Raw genomic sequence first — 23,093 nt, forward strand, 5'->3', positions numbered from 1 at the left:
ATATGCATCCTGTTCACTGCGAAATTAAAATTATAGCCTGCTATGTCACATACTCCTGCAAGACCTGGCTTAACCACTCCATAAACACCCGCACGCGACGCGCGACATTGCGACGATGGGGATAAAGTAGCGAAATCGGCATAGGCTTCGCCGGGAAGTGATGCAGTACCTCCACCAACTGGCCTGACTCCAGCAGTGGCTGCACACCGATTGCCGGTACCTGAATAATGCCCAGCCCGGCAATACAAGCGGCGCGGTAAGTTTCCGTGCTGTTCACGGTCACCACGCCACCGGTTTGTACGTAATGACACTGCTTGCCATCGAAATATTCAAAACCTAATGATGGCTGCCCAAGTTGCTGGGTGTAATGCACCATCGCGTGCTGCGCCAGGTCTTCCAGACGCACCGGCATGCCGAAGCGGGAAAGGTAATCGGGGCTGGCACAGTTAATCAAGGCATGTGATCCGATTTTACGCGCGATCAGGCCAGAATCTTTCAGCTCACCCACCCGAATCACGCAGTCAAAGCCTTCGCGAATCACATCCACCTGACGGTCGCTGCTGCTAAGCTCAATCTCAACGCCGGGATAATGTTGCAGGAACTCTGGCAGACGCGGCAGGACAAAACCGGTGGCCATGGCGACCGACATATCGACACGCAGTTTGCCGCTCAAGGTGGCGGGGTCGTGCTGGAACAGGCTGTCCATGTCGTCGAGCATCGACAGCAAATCGAGACAGCGATCGTAATAAACCAACCCATCTTGGGTGAGGTGCACACGGCGCGTGGTGCGGTGGAGCAGACGGGTGCCCATTTGATTTTCCAGCGCCTGCAACTGGCGAGATACGCTGCCTTTAGGCAGACCCAGACTTTCTGCCGCACGGGTAAAACTGCCCATTTCTGCCACCCGCACAAAAACCTGCATTGCGTGAATTTTATCCATGTTGTTCACCGATTGTTGTTGTTAGTGAAACAGTGCTGCGTATTCCTATGCGTTTATAGATCAATTATTCGCGAATATCCTTAATCCGTGTTCAATTTTCCAACTGGAGCGAAACATGAGTCATAAAATTGCATTGATTACCGGCGGCAACCGCGGTTTAGGCAAGAATGGTGCGCTGAAACTGGCAGCTAAAGGCACTGATATCTTATTTACCTATCGTGGTCACGCTGACGAAGCGCAAGCCGTAGTACAAGAGATTGAAGCGCTGGGGGCGCGTGCGGTGGCGCTGCAGCTGGATGTAGGCGATAGCAGCACCTTTGACAGCTTCGTGGCACAGGTCAAAGAGACACTGCAGAAAACCTGGCAGCGAGACAGTTTTGATTATTTAGTGAACAACGCGGGTCACGGTCACTACAAACTGTTTGCGGAGACCACCGAAGACGAATTCGATGCGTTGGTGAATGTGCACCTGAAAGGGCCGTTCTTCCTGACGCAGAAGTTACTGCCACTGATTGCGGATGGTGGCCGCATCCTTAATATCTCCAGCGGATTAACCCGCATGACGCTGCCGGGTTCAGGTACCTACGCCTCGATCAAAGGTGCCATGGAAGTGTTAACGCGCTATCAGGCGAAAGAGTTGGGCGAGCGCCGGATTCGCGTCAACATTCTGGCTCCGGGTGCGATTGAAACGGATTTCGGCGGGGGGCGTGTGCGTGACACCAAAGATCTCAATAATCATATTGCCTCGGTCACCGCGCTGGGTCGTGTTGGCTTGCCGGATGATATTGGCGATGCCATCAGCGCGATCCTGAGCGATGAAACCGGCTGGGTTAACGCGCAACGTATTGAAGCCTCAGGCGGTCAGGCGCTGTAATCATTGTGCGATTTTTTTAGGTGCGCATAAATGCGCACCCTACGAAAAAAACGCATTCAACTCTGTAGGGTCGCCATTTATGGCGACCGATAAGCGCTTAATTGACATGCATGGCTGCTTTTTCACGCCTTGATGCGTTTTACAGATCAATGGTGCCATCAATCACCGTCACGGTCTGGCCACCAATCCAAATTTTATCGTCGCGGAAGCTTACCTCAATCCGTCCTTCACGCTGAATGGCGCTGCCCTGACGTGCGCGATAATCCTGCGTTTTACTCTGCGCGGCAAAGTAGCGCGCCAGGCAGGCGTTGGCGCTGCCAGTGACCGGATCTTCGGTCAAACTGCCGTTCTCAACCAGCAACGCGCGCACTTCAAACTGTTCACTGCAATCAGCCGGCAGTGGGCCAAATAGGGAGGTACCATTGACGTCGGCGTGTTTATGCAAACGCTGAAGATCCGCGGCGCTGGCCTGAACATCCAGTACTGACTGCGCGCTGCGCATCGGAATCAGCAGCCAGCGAATTCCCATATCCACAATAGTTGGCGTCTGGCTGGCATCAAAATCTTCACTGTTCAGCGCACTGCTCATCAGTGCATCATCAAAGGGGGTCAGCGTGACTTCCGGTGCGGCAAAAGCCAGCGCGCCATCTTCGCTGATGCGCACATCCACCAAGCCGACACCGCACTCTTGCACGATTTTACCAGGCGTTTTTACCGTCCAACCCGCTTCCAGCAGCGCGTGCGCGGTGCCGAGGGTGGGATGGCCAGCAAAGGGCAACTCTCCTTCGGTGGTAAAAATGCGTACCCGGTAATCCGCTGCGGCATCTTGAGGCGGGAGCACAAAGGTGGTTTCGGACAAATTGGTCCAGCGCGCGATCGCGGCCAACTGCGCATCGCTTAATCCCTGTGCATCCATGATCACCGCCAGCGGATTGCCCTTAAACGCTGATGAGGTAAATACATCCACCTGCTTAAACGCGACTTTCATTGTCTCTCCTTGCTCGTTGAGGTTGTCTGAAATTGGGATTTACATCCTGCTTATTGCGCAAGCGCAGCAACAGGGCTATGAATAGATTAAGAATTCTGGAATCGGAGTCCGCTATGTTAAAAGTCTTGGGTCGTACTTCATCAATCAACGTGCGTAAAGTTCTGTGGCTATGCTCAGAACTCGACCTCGAATATGAGCACGAACCTTGGGGTGAAGACCCACTCTCACTGCACTCGGCGGAATTTATGGCGCTCAATCCCAACGCCATGGTGCCGGTCATCATCGAAGATGACTTCGTGATGTGGGAATCCAACGCCATTTTGCGCTATCTCGCCAACAGCAACGGCGGTGACTGGCTCTACCCTGAAAACCCGCGTGCGCGTGCGCCGGTCGATCAGTGGATTGACTGGCAAGCCACGGAACTCAACACCTCATGGCGCTATGCGTTTATGTCGCTGGTGCGTAACTCGCCGGCGCATCAGGATCCGCGTCTACTGGCGGCCGCCATTAAAGGCTGGACGCACACCATGAATATTCTCGACCAGCATCTGCAAAAAACCGGGCGCTATGTCGCAGGCCGCAACTTCTCGCTGGCCGATATTCCTGTCGGCCTTGCGGTGAACCGCTGGTTTGAAACGCCGCTTGAGCACCCTGATTTCCCGGCCGTGCAACTCTATTATGAGCGCCTGACCGAGCGTGAGGGTTACACCACCTGGGGCCGCAACGGCAAACCCTGATCCTGTCCTGGCGCAAGGCCTGTGATTTCACAGGCCAGCGCGCCGGTGCGTTTTATTGCCCACGTATAACGTTCATCAAACGGATAGCAGCAAGAGAGACGCAGCGCGTGCTTGTAGCGATCGCTCAACGTGTACAGCGCACCCGGCGTGACACAAATCTGCTCCTGCAATAACCGATGAAACATCTCCACGGTATCGACCTTGCCTGGCAGCTCCACCCAGAACACAAAGCCACCGCGCGGCAGGGTAGCGCGCGTGCCCACGGGAAAATGCCGCGCCATAATGCCGCGTGCGGCATCAAGATTGGCGGCATAACGGCGTCGCAGCGAACGCAGATGGTGATCGTAACCGCCGCTGGCGAGAAATTCGGCCAGCGTTTCACTCAGGAGCTTTGACTCCGTCATCGATGACACCGCTTTCAAGCGTGCAATGGTGTCGTGAAAACGGCCTGCGGCCGTCCAGCCCACACGGAAATCCGGTGCAACCGTTTTGGTGAAGCTGGTGCAGTAAATCACCCAGCCTTCGCTATCAAAGGCTTTCACCGGCGGCGACAGCGGCCAGTCAAACTGCAACTCGTCATACAAACCATCTTCGATAAGCGGAATATTGTAAGTGTTTACTAACTTCGCCAGCCGCTTTTTATTCTCCAGCGGCATCACATAGCCGAGTGGGTTCTGTGCGCCTGGCATGGCGATAAGCGCCTGAATACGTTTCTCTTGCAGCAGCATCTCTAGCGCATCCAGCGACAAGCCTTGCTCTGGATCGGTCGGTATCTCCAGCGCTTTCAAACCGAGTGATGCCAATAGCGGGAACAAGAAAAAGTAGGTGGGGGACTCCAGTCCCACGCAGTCACCGGGTTTTGTCACCGCCCGCAATGCCAGTTGCAGCGCTTCCATGCAGCCGTGGGTGAGAGTGATCTCTTGCGCCGTAAGATTGATGCCGGTATGCAGACTGCGTCGCGCAATCTCCTCCCGTAAGCGCTCACTACCCGGCGGAAGGGCATAACGTCCCAGCATGGCAGGATCGCGACGTAACAGAGAGGCGGTAATACGCGCTAAACGCACCGACGGGAACAGCTCACTGTCCTGCGGGCAGGCCAGGGAAATATTGGTGTAGTCCGGATTGTTCTGTGCCGCAAACACCTGCTCGATCAGGTCCAGTTTCTGCGTGCTGGGATCGTTCATTTTCGCGGGTAAAGGTTTTATCGGACGAACAACCGCTGGCAGGACGCCGCGCACGTAGTAGCCCGATTGCGGTCTGGCTTCAATCAGGCCGCGATCTTCGAGAATTTGCCAGGCATTCAGCACCGTGTTCACGCTCACCTGATGAGACTGCGCCACACGGCGAATGGCGGGCAGGCGTTTACCCGGCTTCAACGTGCCTTGATGAATCGACTCGGCAAAGCTGTCTGCCAGCTGCTGATAAAGGGTTTGACCCGAGGAAAGGGGAAGGGACACAAAAGCCTCCACACGCGATGGGTACAATTTAAAATTTGCGTAACTGTATCCATCACAATAGTCGTTTTGTGTCTCTGTTTCCATCGCGCTGCACACATTAGCATGGTGTTAACTCTGGACCATCAAGGAACGCACCATGCTCGACCCCTCTTTCTTTAGCTACGTCACCGTCATGTCGATCACGCCAGGTCCGAACAACTTGTTGCTGGCCACGTCGGGCGTAAATTTTGGCTTTAAGCGCACTCTGCCCATGCTGTTCGGCATTCTGCTGGGATGTGCAGTACAGATGTTACTGGCGAGCATGGCGTTGGACCTGCTGCTGCACTGGATGGCATCGATTCGGTTGCCACTCACGGTAGTGGGGTGCAGTTATTTACTGTGGCTTTCATGGAAAATCTTCCGCGCCGCTGCCCCAGAAGCGCGTGAACGCCCTCGCCCAATGACGCTGGTGGGCGGCATCTGTTTTCAGGCGGTGAATCCGAAGGCTTGGTTAATGGTGACCAACGTGGCATTGATGTATGCCAACGGCAATGGCGTGATAACGGTTCTACTGGGATTCGCCGCGCTGAACTTGCCCTGCATCCTGATCTGGGCCGCGTTGGGCGATCGTCTGCGCACGCATTTACAGGTGTCGTGGAAACGCCAGGCATTTAATAGCCTGATGGCGCTGTCGCTGGTCGCGACAACCGGATGGATGTTGTATGACGCGGTGTTGCTGAGTTAAATCGAGGTGCGCAGATATGCGCACCTGGCAAAGTGTGGTTTCAAAGTCCCACCAGGCTCTCCAAAGGGATGCCAAACTGCTTATGGAGATTACGGATCATCTCCAGGGACAAAGAGCGTTTACCGTTTAACACCTCATAAACGCGATTACGGCGACCAATAGCAGGCTCCAGATCTTTTGCCGTTAAGCCTTGCTGCTCCATGCGGAATTTTATCGCCTCAATGGGGTCAGCAGCTTCAATGGGATAATGTTCTTTTTCCCACGCCTCAATCAGCATACTCATCACAATCATATAATCGCTCTCAGGCGTACCCAGCGCAGGGACATCATCAAAGAGCGGGGAGATTGCCTCAAGAGCCGCTTCGTAATCCAGTTCGGTGTGGATAGGTTTAATGGTCAGTGTCATTTACGTTGCTCCACTGTATTTGCGTCAATGGCATCGTATTCCCGGTGTGTGCCGATAAATTTTATAAACATCAGCTTTTGCGGGTAGGCGATGGCCGCAACCAGTCGATAATCATTTCCCTTAATGTTGAATACCACGCGGCTGCCTTTAAGAATGCTGGCACTGCGGTATTGATCCTTGATGTCTGCCGGATTTGACCAGTTGGCCTTTTGCGCTTCATCAATCCAGGCTCTCAACGGCTGAGCTGAGTCGGGGTTCGCCGTCATGAACTCCCTGAGTGACCTTACCGATATGATTCTCATCTCGCGCATCTTAGTCCCGCATTGGGACTATAGCAAATCTAAATCCCAATTTGGGACAATTCTCGCAAAGAACATAAAAAAGGCCGCTTGCGCGGCCTTATCAACATTATCTGGCAATCAAGATTGCCGGGTTACTTCCCCACCACGTGAGCGGTTTCGCGCGCTTCGTCGTTCGCCGCGTCTGGGGTGACCGCAGGCGCGTAATCGAGTTGCAGTACGCGGCTGGTTTCCGCCAGAATCTTCTCGGTCAGCGCCACATCACCATTCATCTTGCGGCCCCAGGTTGGGATCACCGCACGGATTTTGGTCTGCCACTCAGGCGAACGCATCTGCTCTGGGAAGGCTTTCGCCATCAGCTCCAGCATGATTGGCGCAGCGGTTGAAGCACCTGGCGAGGCACCCAGCAACGCAGAAATCGAGCCATCTTGCGAGGTCACCACTTCGGTGCCAAGGCGCAACACGCCGCCCTCTTTCTCATCATTCTTGATGATCTGCACGCGCTGGCCAGCCGTTACCAGACGCCAGTCTTCCTGCTTCGCTTGTGGTACGTAAGCACGCAGGGCTTCCATACGATCGTCTTCGCTCTGCAATACCTGATCGACCAAGTATTTCACCAGATCGAAACTTTTCAGCCCGACCTGTACCATCGGCAGCAGGTTACTGGTGTTCATGGCACCAAACATATCCAGCAGCGAGCCTTGCTTCAGGAATTTAGTCGAGAAGGTGGCGAACGGGCCAAACAGCAGCACCTGTTTGCCATCCAGCACGCGGGTATCCACGTGTGGCACGGACATCGGCGGTGCACCAACGCTGGCTTTACCGTACACCTTCGCCATGTGCTGTTGCACCACGTCTGGGTTTTCGGTCACCAGGAAAGAGCCGCCCACCGGGAAACCGGCGTAGCCTTTCACTTCTGGAATGCCGGATTTCTGCAGCAGTGGCAGCGCTGCGCCGCCAGCACCGATAAACAGCTGGCGGGTGATCAGTACGCGATTTTCACCGCTGGTCAGATTATGCAGGCTGACCTGCCAACGACCATCACTCAGGCGCTTGATATCACGCACTTCCTGGCGCAGACGCAGGCGGAAATTAGGTTTCTTCTCTAAAGAAGCAATCAGTTGGCGCGTGACTTCACCGAAGTTCACGTCAGTACCCATGTCGGTCCAGGTGGCGGCCACTTTCTGCTTGCTATCGCGTCCATTCATCACCAGTGGGATCCACTGGGTGATCTGTTCGCGGTCTTCAGAATAATGCATGCCACGGAACAGGGTACTTTTCTGCAGTGCCTGGAAACGTTTGCGCAGGAATTCAACGTTATCGTCGCCCCAGACAAAGCTCATATGCGGCGTGCTGTGAATAAAGCTTTTAGGGTTGCGCAGGTTGCCCTTCTGAACGTGGTACGCCCAAAACTGACGGGAAATCTGGAAGGATTCGTTGATCGCCACCGCTTTGGCAATGTCGATGCTGCCATCCGCCTTCTGTGGCGTATAGTTCAGCTCGGCCAGCGCAGCGTGACCGGTACCGGCATTATTCCAGCCGTTGGAGGACTCCACCGCGACATCATCGAGGCGTTCCACCATTTCAATCGACCAGTCTGGCTCCAGATCCTGCAGCCATGTGCCTAAGGTCGCACTCATTACGCCTGCACCAATCAGCAGAACGTCAACGTCTTTTCGTTCCTGAAGTTTTGCGCTATCCATGCCAGCGGCGGCTAGCGCCAGGTTTACCGCAGTGTTGCTCATGAGGCGACATCTCCTCTCTCTGTTGACCTGAAGCTCAACAGGTTCGCAGGCGAAACAGCCACGCTTCTTTCGAGCGCGTCGCGCTGTTTCTCAAAGGTTAAGACTCAGGTTTAAGTCATGGGGACGATAACGGTTAACTGCACGTTATGCATATGCATTTGAATATAACATTCTCGTATCGGAATTAAACGTTTGTTTATTTTTTAAAGGCGGAAATGATTCAGCATAAGAATTAATCAGCTCAACCCCGCTGGTATAAGGGATTTTTATCCCTTAATCAGAGAGTTATGGTAACGCAGTTGTTGCAATATTGTGAGGGTGAAAGGCAGGGGAATGATTGCTTAGTGAGCTGGATCACAACTTAACATTATGATTAAATTGATTTAATGTGAAATTGATTTTTTATGCGGTTTTTCTGTTGCGCAATGTTTCGCCAGGCTCTGTAAAAATAATGTTACATTCCTGTGGATCTTAAATTATCTGCCGCGTTCTGCTTTGGTCAGAAGAAAAATGCATCACGCAGCGGATAACATCATGCCTTGGACCAGAGGCGCCAGGCGAAACGGATGACGAAAAATTCAATCGCGCCGAGGATCAGGAACCACAGGCAGAAGACGATGGTGTAAAGCTGATTTACATCCTGCAAATGTAAATTCTCCTGCAGTTGCCTGGCCAGCGTGACGCCAAACTGAGGTGCTGGCAACAGCAGGGCAGAGAGAAAGCCCAGCAGCAAAATACCACCAGGGATGATTAACGTTTCAAACGGGTTTTTCATCGCAGTTTTCCTATCAATAAGCGCGGGCATTAGCGCACAAAAGGGCGTTAGGGTGCAATCCCCGTGCCGCTCAAGCCTCAGAATTTTCTTCAATTCCATTCACTTAGCGATATAAATAGCGCAAGTTAAGAGTTATAGCCTTTGCTATACTTAAATCCATGATTTTACTGTCTTTTTTTTGGCTTTTTTGCGTGCTAGACTGCGCGCACTTTTTTATTACTGAACAATAGATGCGGAAAATTGCCTGTTTGAACGCTTTTTCCGCGGCATTGATTGAAAACCCATGACATTTATCGCAACTCTGATTCTGGCCTTTGGTATGTCAATGGACGCCTTCGCCGCAGCACTGGGCAAAGGCGCATCCTTGCATCGCCCGAATTTCAAAGAAGCGCTACGCACGGGCTTAATTTTTGGTGTCATTGAAATGCTGACACCGCTGATTGGCTGGGCCATTGGTCTGGCTGCCAGCCGCTACATTATGGCTTGGGATCACTGGGTGGCATTTGGCCTGTTAACCGTACTCGGCGGCCGTATGATGATGGAAGGTTTTCGTCAGACGGCGGATGAGCCGTGCGAGGCGCCACAGCGTCATGGCTTTATGGTGCTGGCACTGACAGCGGTAGCAACCAGTCTCGATGCGTTGGCGGTGGGCGTAGGCCTTGCCTTCCTGCAGGTGAACATTATTTTGACGGCAGTCACCATTGGTGCCGCCACCACTATTATGGCGACCACCGGCGTGATGGTGGGACGTTTCATTGGTCCGGTGATGGGCAAGTGGGCAGAAGTGTTGGGCGGCGTGGTGTTAATTAGTATCGGTTGTACCATTCTCATTGAGCATCTGAATCTGTTCAGCTAACTATACCCGTTATACTTCGAACCGCAGCTGCGTTGGCTGCGCGTGCTCACCCCAGTCACTTACTGATGTAAGCTTCTGGAGATTTACCCACTTGCTGCAGTTCGAATTATTTAGGGTATTGAATCCCCATTTTTGTGATCTGGTTCAAAAATATTTGCGTGAAAAATGCGCGTTAGTTATACTTTTCGCATATTTCTTCAACAATTTTTGAGACAGGTAATCATGAAACGCTTTTTCCGCTACGTGTTCCGCACTTATGTAAATACATTCAAACACGTGCCGCCCGGAGCACTTAACTAATTACCCGTCAATGTTAGATGTAGGGGCGCGCCTTGGTGCGCCCGCTGGCGGCCTGAAGGCCGCCACTGCGATATAATCCCTTCCTTGTTGCGATTCGAATTATTTAGGGTATTGCACCAGTGAATGGCCCTATGATTTTCTTATCTCTCCACGCTTAACACTCAACAAATCCTGTTCTAAACCCTCATTCAGCACTGGCACCATCAGTTTTTGATCTGGCTATAGCCTGACGTTATACCCCGCCACCAAACAAGCATTCGTCACCTTTTTCTCCGCATGGAATAGTCGATTCAGGCCCTCTAACCCGTCTGAAACGAGAAACATCATGCTGATCCCTCAACCCTATTTACTGTTCCTTGGCGATGTCACCGATCCACTGGCTGCTAAAACTGCGCGCGGCATTCATGTCTGGCGACCGGAGCAGTGCGTGGGCGAAATTAAACTGCCGGGCTGTACTGTCAGCCTGGGTCTGGACGTGCTCGATATTGCAACGGCAAAAGAGCGTGGGGCAAAAACCCTGGTACTGGGTACCGCTAATGCCGGTGGCTATCTGCCTGAGCACTGGCTTGAAACCGTAAAAGGTGCCATCAAAGCCGGTATGAACGTGGCCAGCGGTCTGCATCATCGTCTGGTGGATGAGCCGGAGCTGGTGGCGTTAGCGCAAGAGTTTGGTGTGGAACTGTTCGACCTGCGCCATATGCGTCCAAAACTGAATGTCGGCAGCGGTAAAAAGCGTACAGGTAAGCGAGTGCTTACTGTTGGCACCGACTGCTCGGTGGGAAAAATGTACACATCACTGGCACTTGAAGCCGCGATGCGTGAGCGCGGCATGAAAGCCGATTTCCGTGCCACCGGCCAAACCGGCATTTTGGTGGCGGGTGAAGGGATTGCGATTGATGCGGTGATTGCCGACTTCATCGCCGGTGCGGTTGAAGCGCTGTCACCGGCTAATGACGCCGACCACTGGGATATCGTGGAAGGTCAGGGTTCCCTGTTCCATCCTTCTTATGCGGGCGTCAGCATGGGTCTGATCCATGGTGCGCAGCCGCACTGGCTGGTGATGTGTCATGAGATGGGCCGTCCACATATGCGTCATTTGCCGCATCAGCCGATGGTCAGCCTGACAGATTGTGTTGAAGCCAACCTGCGCGCCGCTCATGTCACCAGCGACAATGTGCAACTGGCCGGTTTCGCCATCAACACCTCCAACTACAGCGAAGCGGAAGCGCGCGCCTTCTGCGCAGAAGTCAGTGCCGAATTCGGCGTGCCAGCAACCGACCCAGTGCGTTTTGGTATTGCAGATATCGCGGCATTGCTGCAGGAGCGTGGCTAATATGCGGCGCATGCAGATTGAAGTGCTTGAGCTGCCGCTGGCGCGTCCCTTTGCGATCTCACGTGGCACACGCACGGCTGTAACCGTCATCCGCGTCACGCTGGAGCAAAACGGTTTTATTGGTCGTGGCGAATGCACACCGACGCCGCGCTACGATGAAACGACAGACAGCGTGCAGGCCGAACTGGAAACGCTGCGCGAGGATGTCGAAGCAGGCTTAAGCCGTCTCGATCTGCAACGTCGTATCTCTGCGGGTTCAGCGCGGAATGCGCTGGACTGCGCGCTGTGGCGTCTGGATGCAGCACTCGCCAAACAGACGCTGTGGCAACAGTGTGAGCGGGTTGCTCCGCCTTCGGTGATTACCGCTGAAACCTTAAGCCTCGATTCGGTTGAAAACATGGCCGCGGCGGCGGCGGATGCGGTTTCACGTGGTGCCATCCTGCTGAAAATTAAACTGAATCGCGATGAGATTCTGGAAAAGGTTGCGGCGATTCGCGCCGTTGCACCGCGTGCCACGCTGATCATTGACGCCAACGAAGCCTGGTCAGGTGTGGATCTGCACAGCCTGCTCACCGCTTTGCAAGCCTACAACATCGCCATGGTCGAACAGCCACTGCCTGCCGGTCAGGATCAGGACCTGCAACGTTTTCCCCATCCCATTCCGGTGTGTGCCGATGAAAGCTGCCACACCCGTGAAGATATCGCGCAGCTGCGCAATCGCTACGAGATGATCAACATCAAGCTGGATAAATGTGGCGGTCTGACCGAAGCCTTGGCGATGGTCGAAGAAGCACAGAAGCTGGATATGCGTTTGATGGTGGGCTGCATGTTGGGCTCTTCACTGGCGATGGAAGCCGCGCTGCCGGTGTCGATTGCCGCCGAGCATGTCGATCTGGATGGCCCGATTTGGCTGGCCGCCGATAGCTCACCTTTCCTTACCTACGCTCAAGGCCGGATCCGGCTGTAACCGCACGAGGCAACGATGACGGACACTTTACTTACTCCCAACGCCGCCAGCGTTGCCGGTTCCGCGCCGGTCCTCGCGATTCAGGATCTCAGCGTCTCGTTTCGCGGCCGCAGCGGCGAAAACCAGGCTCTCAAAGGCATCAGTTTTGCGATTCATCCGGGCGAAATTGTCGCCGTGGTGGGCGAAAGCGGCTCAGGAAAATCGGTCACGTCGCTGGCGGTGATGGGCTTACTGGCAGCATCGGGGCGCATCGATCGCGGCAGCATGCAGTTCCGCGATCGCCAAGGCAAAGCGCATGCCCTGGAGAAGCTGGATGAAACACAGCGCCGTGCGTTACGCGGCCGTGAGATGGCGATGATTTTTCAGGAGCCGATGACCTCGCTCAACCCGGTATTGCGGGTAGGCGATCAGCTCACGGAAGCGCTGCGCGATCACCAGCTGTGTGATAAGCCCACGGCGGATGCACGTGCGCGTGAACTGCTGCGTCAGGTGCGTATTGCTGATGTCGATCGCATCATGAAAAGCTACCCGCATTCGCTGTCGGGTGGCATGCGTCAACGCGTGATGATCGCGCAGGCATTGGCCTGCGATCCCCAGTTGTTAATTGCCGATGAACCGACCACCGCGCTGGACGTAACGGTTCAGGCGCGCATTCTTCACATCCTGCGCGATCTGCAACGTGAAAAGCAGATGGCGGTACTGTTTATTACCCATGACATGGGCGTGGTGGCGGAAATCGCCGACCGTGTGGTGGTGATGCTGCGCGGTGAAGTGGTTGAGGAGGGTACGGTCGATGAGATTTTCAACGCCGCTCAACATCCTTACACCCAAGCCCTGCTCGCGGCGGTGCCCAAGCTCGGCGATATGCGTGAGCACAGCTGGCCGCAGCGTTTCCCATTGCTGGGTGCGCCACACAGCCATAACGCGGAACAGCGCACCGCCCGTTATGACGAAACCCCACTGCTGGATGTGCGTGGCCTGAAAGTCTATTACCCGATCCGCAGCGGAATCTTCTCCGCGCTGACGCATCAGGTGCACGCGGTCGAGCAGATCGACTTCAGCTTATGGCCGGGGGAAACCTTAGCGATTGTCGGCGAGAGCGGCTGTGGCAAATCCACCACGGGCCGCGCGCTGATGCGTCTGATCAACAGCCATGCCGACAGCATCCATTTTCAGGGCAGTGAAATCGCCGATCTCAAAGAGGCGCAGTTCCAGCCGCTGCGTCGTGAAATCCAGATGGTGTTTCAGGACCCGTATGCCTCACTCAATCCACGACTCACCGTTGGGTTCACCATTGCGGAGCCCCTGTTGCTGCACGGTTTGGTGAAGTCGCTGGAGGAAGCCACGCCGCAGGTGAATGCCTTGCTGAAAAGCGTCGGTCTGTTACCGGAACATGCCCAGCGTTACCCGCATGAGTTCTCTGGTGGCCAGCGTCAGCGCATCGCCATCGCGCGTGCCATGGCGTTGAAACCCAAAGTCATCATTGCCGATGAAGCGGTGTCCGCACTGGATGTGTCGGTGCAGGCGCAGGTGGTGAATCTGATGATGGACCTGCAACAGCAAACCGGTGTGGCATGGATTTTCATCTCGCATGATATGGCGGTGGTGGAACGCATCGCTAATCGCGTGGCGGTGATGTACCTCGGCCAGATTGTTGAACTGGGGCCACGTCAGTCGGTATTTAACCAACCGCAACATCCTTATACCCAACGTCTGCTGGCCTCGGTGCCGGTGGCCGATCCACAGAACCGTCAACCCCGCATTTTCGAAGACAGCGAGATCCCCTCGCCGCTGCGCAAAGTGGGCGAAACGGTCACAAAACCCCGTTATCGCCAGGTTGCGCCGCAACACTGGGTCGCTGACGACATTGCATCGCGCTAACGCTCAATACCAGGAGATTTCATGAAATCGAATTTTCGCCGTGCTTCACTGGCTGTTGGATTGACCCTCGCGCTGGCTGCTGCCGCGCAGGCGCAGGATCTGCGCATCTCAATGTATGCAGATATCACCGGGCTGGACCCGCATGATACCTCGGACAACGTCAGCTACTCCGTACAGAGCGGTATCTTTGAACGTCTGTTCCAGTTTGATGCCAAGATGAAGCTGCAACCCTGGCTGGCGACCAGTTACACCAGCAATGACACCGCCACCGAATTTACCCTGACGCTGCGTAAAGGCGTCACCTTCCAGGACGGCACGCCTTTTGATGCCGAGGCGGTAAAAGCCAACCTTGAACGCCTGGCCGATCAAACCAAAGGGCTGAAGCGTAATAGCCTGTACAAGATGATTGCCAAGGTCACGGTGCTGGCACCGGATCAGGTGAAAATCGATCTTAACCAATCCTTTGGTGCCTTCATCAACACCCTGGCGCACCCGTCTGCGGTGATGTGGAGCCCGGCGATCCTCAAGCAGTATCCAGAAGAAGCTCAGCTGCGTTTACACCCGGTCGGCACCGGGCCGTTCAAGTTTGTCGAGTGGCAGCCAGGCAAAGCGGTTTCACTGGTGAAGTATGATGGCTACTGGCAGAAAGGTTGGCCGAAGGTGGATAAAGTGACCTTCTCTCCCAGCCCAGAAGACGCAACGCGCGTAGCGGCACTGAAATCAGGACAGGTCGATGCGATCTGGCCACTGCCATCGGATCTGATCGCCACTGTACAGAGCGACAGCAAATTAGCGATCCAACGTGATCCAAGCATTTATCTCTATTACATGGCGATCAACACCCAGCATAAACCGCTGGCCGACGTGCGAGTGCGCCAGGCGATTAACTACGCCATCGACCGCGATCTGTGGCTGAAAGTGGCGTTCGCCGGTATGGGTAAAGCGGCTACCTCTGCCATGCCAGAGGGGGTGCAGTTCTACCAGAAGCAGACTGAGCCAAACTACCGCTATTCCGTGGACCAAGCCAAAGCACTGTTGAAAGAGGCGGGATACCCGAACGGGCTGGATCTTAAACTCTGGACCACCAATGCCACCGCCAGCGTGCGTGCAGCACAGGTATTGAAAGCGCAGCTGGCGACTGTCGGCATTCGCGCCACCGTGACGCCAATGGATTCCGGCACGCGCAACGCCAAGCTGTGGGGCGTGAAAGATCCGAAGCAAGCAGAATTTGACCTCTACTACGGTGGCTGGTCAACATCGACCGGCGATGCTGACTGGGCACTGCGTCCGCTGTATGCCACCGAATCCTGGGTGCCAACCTCGTATAACGTGTCCTACTTCAGCAACCCGGATGTGGATAAAGCCATTGCCGGTGGTTTAGCCACGGCCGATCCGGCCAAGCGCGGCGCAGCCTATGCCGAAGCGCAGAAACTGTTGTGGAAAGATGCACCTGTCGCCTTCCTCGGCACGCCAGATAACCTGGTGGGTAAACGCAGCAACCTGAGCGGTGTGTCGATGCTGCCGGATGGCAATTTCCTCTATACCCAAGCGGCATTTAAGTAAGGCGATGCGGGTATTGGTCGCCATAAATGGCGACCCTACTTTGTAGGGTGCGCATTTTTGCGCACCTGAATACCGACCGCACTCACCATAAAGGAAGCGCATGTTCGCATACATCATTCGTCGCCTGCTGGAGATGATCCCCGTCCTGCTGGTGGTCTCGCTGCTGGTGTTCGGCTTTATCAAGTTGTTGCCGGGCGATCCGGCGCGCATTTACGCCGGACCTGATGCGCCAATCGAAGCGGTCGAAGCCGCACGCCAGCATCTGGGCCTCAACGATCCGTTGCCGCAGCAGTACGTTAACTGGATCGGTGGATTACTGCGTGGCGATCTTGGTGTGACCTATCGCACCCAACAGCCGGTGCTGGACGTCATCAAACAGGGCTTTATGCCTACGCTGTGGCTGGCGCTGGCAGGGTTTGCCTGGTCAGTGATCCTCGGCTTGTTCCTCGGCGTTTTCGCGGCGCTTAAACGCGGAAAATGGCAGGACTGGACGCTAATGAGCGTCGCCGTGGGCGGCATCTCAATGCCGACCTTCTGGCTGGGGTTACTGCTGATCCAGTTCGTCGCCATGCCGTTTGGTCTGTTTTCGGTCAGTGGTTTCAATAAAGCCAGTGACATCATTCTGCCCGCCATCACTCTCGGTTCCTCCGTGGCCGCCGTGATGGCGCGCTTCACCCGTTCCGCCTTCCTCGAAGTGGCACAGGAAGATTATGTGCGTACCGCCAAGGCCAAAGGGCTACGCAACCGGCTGGTAACGTGGAAACACGTGATGCGTAACGCACTGATCCCGGTGATCACCATGTTGGGTCTACAGTTCGGTTTTCTGCTCGGTGGATCGATCGTGGTGGAGAGTGTCTTCAACTGGCCGGGATTGGGCTGGCTGTTGATCGAGTCGATCAAAGCACAGGATCAACCAGTGATTCAGGCGTTGGTGATGCTGTTCGTGTTTGAATTTATTGTGATTAACCTGCTGGTAGATCTGCTTTACGCCGTGGTCAACCCAGCCATTCGCCTGCGACAGGAGTCGTGATGAGTACACAATCTCTGTCTGCCGCATCACCTCAGAGCATTCGCTCGCCGTGGCGCGATTTTCTGCACGCCTTCGTGCGCAACCCGCTGGCGCTGGTGTCAGGCGGTTTTGTCTTGTTGCTGGTGCTGGTGGCGATTTTTGCCCCGTGGCTGGCACCCTGGGACCCGATGGCACCGGACTGGATGGCGCTGTCATCACCGCCGTCCTCGGCACACTGGATGGGCACTGATGAACTGGGACGCGACCTGCTAAGCCGCATCATCTATGGTGCGCGCATTTCGCTCTATGTCGGCGTGCTGTCGGTGACGTTGGGCATGGTAGTCGGTGTGTTCTTCGGCTTGCTGGCGGGCTATTACGGCCGCTGGGTGGATATGCTCATCATGCGCGGTGCTGATGTGCTGTTCGCTTTCCCGGGCATGCTGCTGGCGATTGCGGTGGTGGCGATTCTCGGTCCGGGACTGAATAATGTGATCATTGCCGTGGCGGTGTTTAGCGTCCCGGTGTTTGCCCGCATTGTGCGTGCCTCCACCTTGTCACTAAAACAAGCGGCCTACGTGGAAGCGGTGCGCTGTGCGGGCGCGCCAGATCGGGTGATTCTGCTGCGCCATATTCTGCCGGGTACGCTCTCCAATGTGATTGTCTATTTCACCATGCGCATCGGCACCAGTATTCTGACGGCAGCGGGCTTGAGTTTTATTGGCCTCGGTCCAGAACCCGATGTGCCAGAGTGGGGGAATATCCTGGCGATGAGCCGCAGCATGATGATGGCGGGCTTATGGCACGTCAGTGTCTTCCCCGGCCTGGCGATCTTTATTACCGTGCTGGCGTTCAACCTGCTGGGTGATGCGCTGCGCGATACGCTCGATCCTAAACTGAAGAGCTAAACATGGATTTTCAACAACTGCAGCGCGACTTGCTGCTGCAACGCTGGCGCAGTGAGCGACAGCTGGGACAACCGCGCAGTGCCTGTGGCCCGACCAATCGCATCAGCGATGTGCCCGGCGTGCGCGTCGGCCATCACACCTTAGACAACGGTGAGATGCAAACTGGCGTCACGGCAATTGTGCCGCCCGGCGACAACCTGTTCCTCAACCCATTACCCTGCGGTGCGGCGGTATTTAACGGTTTCGCCAAGCCGGTTGGACTGGTGCAAGTGGAAGAGTTGGGAGTACTGCAAACGCCGATCTTACTGAGCAACACGCTGGCGGTGGGCACGCTGTTTACCACTCTGGTGCGCGATGCTATCAGCCGCAACCCGGAACTAGGCCGCAGCCTGCCCACGGTGAACCCGTTAGCGTTGGAGTGCAATGACGGCTGGCTTAATGATATTCAGGCATTAGCGGTGACCGAAGCCATGGCGCAGCAGGCACTGGATTCCGCCCAGACCGATTTCGCGCGTGGCAGCGTCGGAGCGGGGCGCGGCATGAGCTGCTTCAGTCTGAAAGGCGGCATCGGTACCGCATCTCGCCTCATTCCTTCCCTGAATGCCACGCTCGGCGTGCTGGTGCTGGCCAATTTTGGTGCGCTCACCGCCCTGACGCTCGACGGTGTGCGCCTTGGCGAGATGATTGCCCCGTTGTTGCCAGAGCTGACACCACAGCGTGACGCCGGTTCCATCATCATTATCATGGCCACCGATGCCGCGCTGGATGCGCGCCAGTTGAAGCGTATCGCTAAACGCGCCGGGGCGGGGTTAGGGCGTTTGGGCAGCTATTGGGGGCATGGATCCGGCGATATCGCCGTGGCCTTTTCCACCCAAACCACGCCACAGCCGCCGGAAGATGCCGCGCTGGAACCACTGCTTGCCGCCGCCGCCGATGCTACTGAACACGCGGTGTTAGATGCCTTACTGAGCGCTGAGGCGGTCAGCGGTTTTCGCGGGCATCACCGACCGTCATTGACGGAAGTACTGGATAAACTGGCGACGACATCTCGGTCGGCATAAATGCCGCCCCTACAAAAACATGTGATACCCGTAGGGTCGCCATTTATGGCGACCTTGTTCATCACCGCACGGAACTAACATAACCTCATGAAAATCTTTATCTCTGCCGATATCGAAGGTATTGCGGGCGTGATGCGTCCGGAGCAGTGCTCGCCTGGCCATGCGGAGTACCAGCTGGCGCGTGGACTGATGGAACAAGAGGTGAATGCCGCCATCGACGGTGCCTTTGCGGGCGGTGCCACCGAAGTGGTGGTCGCAGACAGCCACGCGCAAATGACCAACCTGCGCGCGGAAAACATCGATCCGCGCGCGCGTATGGTACAGGGCAAACCGCGCGGTTTATCGATGGTGGAAGGCATTGAGCAGCAGCCGTTTGATGGCCTGTTTTTTATCGGCTATCACAGCGCGGCGGGTGAACCCGGCGTACTGGCTCACACCATCAATGGTCGTGCGTTCTGGCGTATCCACATCAACGGTAAAGTGATGGGGGAAAGCGATATTTATGCCGCTGCCGCTGCCGAGCAGGGTACGCCGCTGTGGTTAGTCAGTGGCGATGATCAGTTGCAGGGCTGGATAGCGGAGCACTATCCGTCAGTGGATTATGTCTGCGTGAAACGCGCGATCTCTCATACCTGCGCCGAATCCATCAGCCCGCAGGCGGCACAGCACGCCATTCGCCATGCCGCTACGGCCGCTGTACAGCGCGCCCGCCAGGTCAGCACCACACGCCTGACGGCACCCTATGAGATGCAATTACAGGCCAGCAAACCGGTATTAGCGGATTTATTCAGTTTGATTCCCGGTGTGACGCGCATCGATGCGGTGACCGTTGGGTATCGTGCCGATCAGATGGGCACCTTGATCAGCCTGCTCAGTGCATTCTCCTATCTGGCCAGTACGCAGTCGTAGGCATATTCTTTGCAGGTCGTACCGCATTTCCTGCTGGCTTTTGGTAACCTGCGCGCAATTTATATATAACAACGAGGCAGTCATGCAGCTCTGCGGTTTTTATCTTATTGACCAGGAAAGAAAAAGTTACGGAATCGCCTTAAATGAGGGCGTCATTGACCTCGGTTTACGCCTTGGGGGCGAATGCCCAGACCTGAAATCTTTGTTGCAACGCGGCGCGCTAAGCGACCTCGAGGCTTTTCGCACGCAGCCGGTTGATTACCCGTTTAGCGCGATCCGCTTCCTGCCAGTGGTGGAAAATCCTGGTAAAGTGTTCTGTGTTGGCATGAACTACGCTGACAAACGCAAAGAGTTTGCGGAGACTATCGAAGCCCCGACGCTGTTTGTCCGTTTTGCCGATTCACTGGCGGGGCATGAGCAGCCGTTGCTGAAACCGGCCACCACCCAAGAGTTCGATTACGAAGGTGAGCTGGCGGTGATCATCGGTAAAGCAGCTTATCAGGTCAAAGCTGCGGATGCCCTGCAGTACGTCGCCGGTTACAGCTGCTTTATGGATGCCACAGTGCGTGACATGCAGTTCACCTGGTTTACCGCCGGGAAAAACTGGCAGCAGACCGGCGGTTTTGGTCCGTGGATGACCACCGCGGATGAGATCCCCGATCCGCAGCAGTTGGCGATCAAAACCTGGTTAAATAAGCGCGAAGTGCAGAACGACACCACCGCCAGCATGGTGCATCCGGTGGCGAAAATCATCGAGTACATCTCTGCGTTCAGCCCACTGTCGCCGGGCGATGTGATCATCACCGGTTCACCGGGCGGCGTGGGTAAAAAGCGTACGCCACCGCTGTTTATGTTCCCGGGTGATGAGATAGAAGTGGAAATAGAGAAGATAGGTCGTCTACATCATTACATTGCTTAACGCCCGTCATACTTCGAGCCGCAGCTGCGTTGGCTGCGTGTGCTCACCCCAGTCACTTACTCATGTAAGCTCCTGGGGATTCTCCCACTTGCCGCGTGATTCGGCCTTCGGCCTCACCCTGCGGGCCAGCGCAAGCGCTGTTCAAAAGCGCCGTAAGGCACTTTTGTGCTGCAACTCGAATTATTTTGGGCGAGCTGTCTGTAAAAATCTCACCACGCGGCTGCGATTCAACTGCAGCCTCAGCGCCTCGCCTTCGCGCGATATCACAAACCGCTTCTCCCACGGCCCATCCTGCGCGGTGGCTAACACCCGCCCCCACCCAGCGATTGCAAACTGGCGCGTATCGCCGCCGGGCCGATGCCCATGATGAGTTTGTTGCCTTCAATCACCATCTCACTGCGCCAGGGCTGTGCAAACCAGCTACCTTGCATTTGCTCAAGGCTGGCACGGTCTGCCTGTACCGGCACAAACCGACGTGGAGCATGACCAATTTCACCGACAATCGCTGTGCCAGCATGGCGTAGCTGCATCGGGAAGGTGCTGGAGAGTGAGACCGCATCGCCGTGCGCATCGGCACGCCACAAGGTCTCACCCGCACCGAGCCAGGTGGCGGTGACGCCGTTGATCTCCAGCCAGTCGGCGGCGTCCTCCGCCACATACAGGCCAGGCGTGAGATCGTGCCCTTTCTCCGGCAGGGTGCGATTAAGCAGCGCCGCCATCACGCGCAGGGCGCTTTCCGAAGTCGCGACATCTTCGCGGTTCGCGACAATCGCCACACCCAGTTTCAGCTCCGGGTGCAGCAGGAAATAACTTTTATATCCGGCATGCGATCCACCGTGACCAAACAGCGTCTGGCTGCCCAACGTGGTGCTGGTGATGCCCAACCCATAGCCGCTGATGCGGCCATCATTCAGGCTGCGCGGTGCGGTCAGGCGTTGCAGCACACCCGCGCCTGTGCCGTTGTCTGCCAGCAGGCTTTGCAGCCAGCGCGTCAGATGGTGGATGCTGCCCGTGACACTGCCAGAGGCAGAAAGATGCAAACCGGCGCTGGCGAGCTGCCACTGTGCGCCGTTTTGCCAGTATCCCGGCACCAGCCCCGGCACGACATCAAACCAGGTTTCCGGCGCGAACAAATTGATATCCAGCGGCTCACACACATACTGTTGCAGCAGATCGTTGAACAACACGCCTTTGGCTTTGAGCGCTTCCTCCACCAAGCGATAGCCCGTGTTGGTATATGAAATCTCGCTGCCGGTCGTGTAATTGAGGTCGCCTTCCTGCGCGATAAACTCCAGTAACTCTGCGGCGCTGGTGGCGTTGTACACTGACAATCCCAGCAACGACAGGGTTTCACGCACGTCGGGCAAGCCGCTACTCATATCCAGCGCCTGGCCGACGGTAGTCTGGCCGTTAGCCCCGGTCAGCTGCGGCAGATGTTGGGCCAGCGTATCTTCCAGTTGCATGTAGCGACGGCCTGGCCCGGTCACCAGAGCGGCAAACAGATGCTTGGTGATCGAGGCAAAACGCACCACGCTGTCGGCGCTGAAGGGCGTTTGCTGGGCTAAATCGGCCAGCCCGGCGCAGTGGGTGGAGTGAATCTGATGGGCATCAAACAGCACCATGGCGCCGCCCGGCGCGCCTGGCTGCTGCCAGCTTTGGGTAATCTGTTGTGCCACCTCTGCGGCCTGTTGCCAGTTTGCGGTCATGCCGGTTCCTCCAGCGTCATGCTGAGATCGAAGAGTTGAGCGGTATGCGGATGTTGGATGCGCCGCGCGCGCAAATCATCCGCGCTCAGTTGCTCCACCATCTGACCCTGCTGCATCACCCCAATGCGCTGACACAGATGTGTCACCACCGCGAGGTTATGCGTCACCATAATGTAGGTGAGTTTGCGCTCAGAGCGTAGATCGCTGAGTAAATTGAGGATTTCGGCCTGCACCGACACATCCAGCGCGGAGGTCGGTTCATCCAGCAGCAGTACTTCTGGCTCGGCGATCAGGGCGCGGGCGATCGCCACACGCTGGCGCTGGCCGCCCGACAGTTGATGCGGGTAGCGGAAACGCACGGCGGCAGGCAGGCCAACTTCACTTAATGCCTGGCTGATGCGCTGCTCCGCGCGATCAAGCTGATGCACCAATAACGGCTCATGCAGAATGCGATCAATGGTTTGACGCGGATGCAGCGAACCGAACGGGTCCTGGAACACCATCTGCACCTGGCGATAGAAGGCGCGGCTGCGTTTAGCACTCAGCTGCATGCCGCCAAACTGCATACTGCCTTGCCAGTCGGCATTCAGTCCGGCCAGCGCGCGTAAAATGGTGGATTTACCCGAGCCGCTTTCGCCGACCATGCCAAAGCTTTCGCCGTTCGCGACGGCAAAGCTGACATCTTTCACCACCTGGTGCGCACCAAAGGCAATGCGTAGGTTATCGATTTGAATCATGG

Annotated in this window: 22 protein-coding genes and 1 pseudogene; 14 read left to right on the forward strand and 9 right to left on the reverse strand. The window is 55.9% G+C overall.

The window, feature by feature from the left end:
* Window positions 1-40: 40 nt before the first annotated feature.
* Window positions 41-940, reverse strand: a complete 900-nt coding sequence (locus PSSD_RS06890) for a LysR family transcriptional regulator (protein WP_039333382.1) — start codon at window positions 938-940, stop codon at window positions 41-43.
* 115 nt (window positions 941-1,055) lie between these two features.
* Here PSSD_RS06890 and PSSD_RS06895 point away from each other — a divergent pair, with 115 nt between their 5' ends.
* Complete coding sequence (locus PSSD_RS06895) at window positions 1,056-1,814, forward strand: SDR family NAD(P)-dependent oxidoreductase (RefSeq protein WP_058970136.1); 759 nt, start codon at window positions 1,056-1,058, stop codon at window positions 1,812-1,814.
* A gap of 139 nt (window positions 1,815-1,953) precedes the next feature.
* On the opposite strand, the gene PSSD_RS06900 is transcribed toward PSSD_RS06895, so the two are convergent.
* Window positions 1,954-2,802 (reverse strand): PhzF family phenazine biosynthesis protein, encoded by an 849-nt coding sequence (locus tag PSSD_RS06900; protein WP_058970139.1) that lies wholly within the window; start codon window positions 2,800-2,802, stop codon window positions 1,954-1,956.
* 113 nt (window positions 2,803-2,915) lie between these two features.
* Here PSSD_RS06900 and PSSD_RS06905 point away from each other — a divergent pair, with 113 nt between their 5' ends.
* On the forward strand, window positions 2,916-3,539 hold the full coding sequence (locus PSSD_RS06905) for a glutathione S-transferase family protein (protein ID WP_039333378.1): 624 nt from the start codon (window positions 2,916-2,918) through the stop codon (window positions 3,537-3,539).
* On the opposite strand, the gene PSSD_RS06910 is transcribed toward PSSD_RS06905, so the two are convergent.
* Window positions 3,506-4,996: an aminotransferase-like domain-containing protein gene (locus tag PSSD_RS06910; protein WP_058970200.1), complete on the reverse strand. Its 1,491-nt coding sequence runs from the start codon at window positions 4,994-4,996 to the stop codon at window positions 3,506-3,508. The genes PSSD_RS06905 and PSSD_RS06910 overlap by 34 nt on opposite strands.
* Window positions 4,997-5,132: 136 nt before the next feature.
* Between PSSD_RS06910 and PSSD_RS06915 the strand changes: the two genes are divergently transcribed.
* Window positions 5,133-5,720 (forward strand): LysE family translocator, encoded by a 588-nt coding sequence (locus tag PSSD_RS06915; RefSeq protein WP_058970140.1) that lies wholly within the window; start codon window positions 5,133-5,135, stop codon window positions 5,718-5,720.
* A gap of 40 nt (window positions 5,721-5,760) precedes the next feature.
* Here the strand turns inward: PSSD_RS06915 and PSSD_RS06920 are convergent, their stop codons facing one another.
* The 4 genes from PSSD_RS06920 to PSSD_RS06935 all read right to left on the reverse strand — a co-directional run bounded on the left by PSSD_RS06920 (window position 5,761) and on the right by PSSD_RS06935 (window position 8,945).
* Window positions 5,761-6,126 (reverse strand): helix-turn-helix domain-containing protein, encoded by a 366-nt coding sequence (locus PSSD_RS06920; protein ID WP_081998112.1) that lies wholly within the window; start codon window positions 6,124-6,126, stop codon window positions 5,761-5,763.
* The gene (locus PSSD_RS06925) at window positions 6,123-6,428 is read right to left on the reverse strand and encodes a type II toxin-antitoxin system HigB family toxin (RefSeq protein ID WP_058970202.1); all 306 of its coding nucleotides are present in this window, start codon (window positions 6,426-6,428) and stop codon (window positions 6,123-6,125) included. The genes PSSD_RS06920 and PSSD_RS06925 overlap by 4 nt, the downstream gene beginning before the upstream one ends.
* A gap of 131 nt (window positions 6,429-6,559) precedes the next feature.
* Entirely contained in the window at window positions 6,560-8,170 is a 1,611-nt protein-coding gene (gene mqo / locus PSSD_RS06930) for a malate dehydrogenase (quinone) (RefSeq protein WP_058970142.1), read from the reverse strand.
* Window positions 8,171-8,702: 532 nt separating this feature from the next.
* On the reverse strand, window positions 8,703-8,945 hold the full coding sequence (locus PSSD_RS06935) for a DUF1158 domain-containing protein (protein WP_039333369.1): 243 nt from the start codon (window positions 8,943-8,945) through the stop codon (window positions 8,703-8,705).
* Window positions 8,946-9,228: 283 nt separating this feature from the next.
* Between PSSD_RS06935 and mntP the strand changes: the two genes are divergently transcribed.
* The 11 genes from mntP to PSSD_RS06985 all read left to right on the forward strand — a co-directional run bounded on the left by mntP (window position 9,229) and on the right by PSSD_RS06985 (window position 20,648).
* Window positions 9,229-9,801: a manganese efflux pump MntP gene (gene mntP, locus PSSD_RS06940; protein ID WP_039333367.1), complete on the forward strand. Its 573-nt coding sequence runs from the start codon at window positions 9,229-9,231 to the stop codon at window positions 9,799-9,801.
* A 222-nt stretch (window positions 9,802-10,023) separates the two neighbouring features.
* A complete protein-coding gene (azuC, locus tag PSSD_RS28565) occupies window positions 10,024-10,101 on the forward strand; it encodes a stress response protein AzuC (protein WP_500812361.1) in 78 nt (25 codons plus the stop codon).
* A 325-nt stretch (window positions 10,102-10,426) separates the two neighbouring features.
* The gene (gene dgcN, locus PSSD_RS06945; protein WP_058970144.1) at window positions 10,427-11,434 is read left to right on the forward strand and encodes an N-acetyltransferase DgcN; all 1,008 of its coding nucleotides are present in this window, start codon (window positions 10,427-10,429) and stop codon (window positions 11,432-11,434) included.
* Window position 11,435: 1 nt separating this feature from the next.
* Window positions 11,436-12,401, forward strand: coding sequence for an N-acetyl-D-Glu racemase DgcA (dgcA, locus tag PSSD_RS06950; RefSeq protein ID WP_058970146.1), 966 nt, complete (start codon window positions 11,436-11,438; stop codon window positions 12,399-12,401).
* Between the two features lie 15 nt (window positions 12,402-12,416).
* Complete coding sequence (locus tag PSSD_RS06955) at window positions 12,417-14,282, forward strand: ABC transporter ATP-binding protein (RefSeq protein ID WP_058970148.1); 1,866 nt, start codon at window positions 12,417-12,419, stop codon at window positions 14,280-14,282.
* A 21-nt stretch (window positions 14,283-14,303) separates the two neighbouring features.
* Window positions 14,304-15,845: a glutathione ABC transporter substrate-binding protein gene (locus tag PSSD_RS06960; RefSeq protein WP_039333359.1), complete on the forward strand. Its 1,542-nt coding sequence runs from the start codon at window positions 14,304-14,306 to the stop codon at window positions 15,843-15,845.
* A gap of 100 nt (window positions 15,846-15,945) precedes the next feature.
* Window positions 15,946-16,875: an ABC transporter permease gene (locus tag PSSD_RS06965; RefSeq protein ID WP_039333357.1), complete on the forward strand. Its 930-nt coding sequence runs from the start codon at window positions 15,946-15,948 to the stop codon at window positions 16,873-16,875.
* Window positions 16,875-17,759, forward strand: coding sequence for an ABC transporter permease subunit (locus PSSD_RS06970; protein ID WP_039333356.1), 885 nt, complete (start codon window positions 16,875-16,877; stop codon window positions 17,757-17,759). The genes PSSD_RS06965 and PSSD_RS06970 overlap by 1 nt, the downstream gene beginning before the upstream one ends.
* A gap of 2 nt (window positions 17,760-17,761) precedes the next feature.
* Complete coding sequence (locus tag PSSD_RS06975) at window positions 17,762-18,820, forward strand: DmpA family aminopeptidase (RefSeq protein WP_039333354.1); 1,059 nt, start codon at window positions 17,762-17,764, stop codon at window positions 18,818-18,820.
* Between the two features lie 87 nt (window positions 18,821-18,907).
* Entirely contained in the window at window positions 18,908-19,729 is an 822-nt protein-coding gene (locus PSSD_RS06980) for a M55 family metallopeptidase (RefSeq protein ID WP_058970150.1), read from the forward strand.
* Between the two features lie 82 nt (window positions 19,730-19,811).
* The gene (locus PSSD_RS06985) at window positions 19,812-20,648 is read left to right on the forward strand and encodes a fumarylacetoacetate hydrolase family protein (RefSeq protein WP_058970152.1); all 837 of its coding nucleotides are present in this window, start codon (window positions 19,812-19,814) and stop codon (window positions 20,646-20,648) included.
* Between the two features lie 180 nt (window positions 20,649-20,828).
* On the opposite strand, the pseudogene PSSD_RS06990 reads toward PSSD_RS06985, so the two are convergent.
* Window positions 20,829-22,354: pseudogene (locus PSSD_RS06990) on the reverse strand (serine hydrolase domain-containing protein).
* Complete coding sequence (locus tag PSSD_RS06995; protein ID WP_058970154.1) at window positions 22,351-23,091, reverse strand: ABC transporter ATP-binding protein; 741 nt, start codon at window positions 23,089-23,091, stop codon at window positions 22,351-22,353. Before PSSD_RS06995 ends, PSSD_RS06990 begins: the two are co-directional and overlap by 4 nt.
* Between the last annotated feature and the right edge of the window lie 2 nt (window positions 23,092-23,093).

The sequence above is a fragment of the Type-D symbiont of Plautia stali genome (genome assembly GCF_001485335.1).
Lineage (GTDB): Bacteria > Pseudomonadota > Gammaproteobacteria > Enterobacterales > Enterobacteriaceae > Pantoea > Pantoea vagans_C.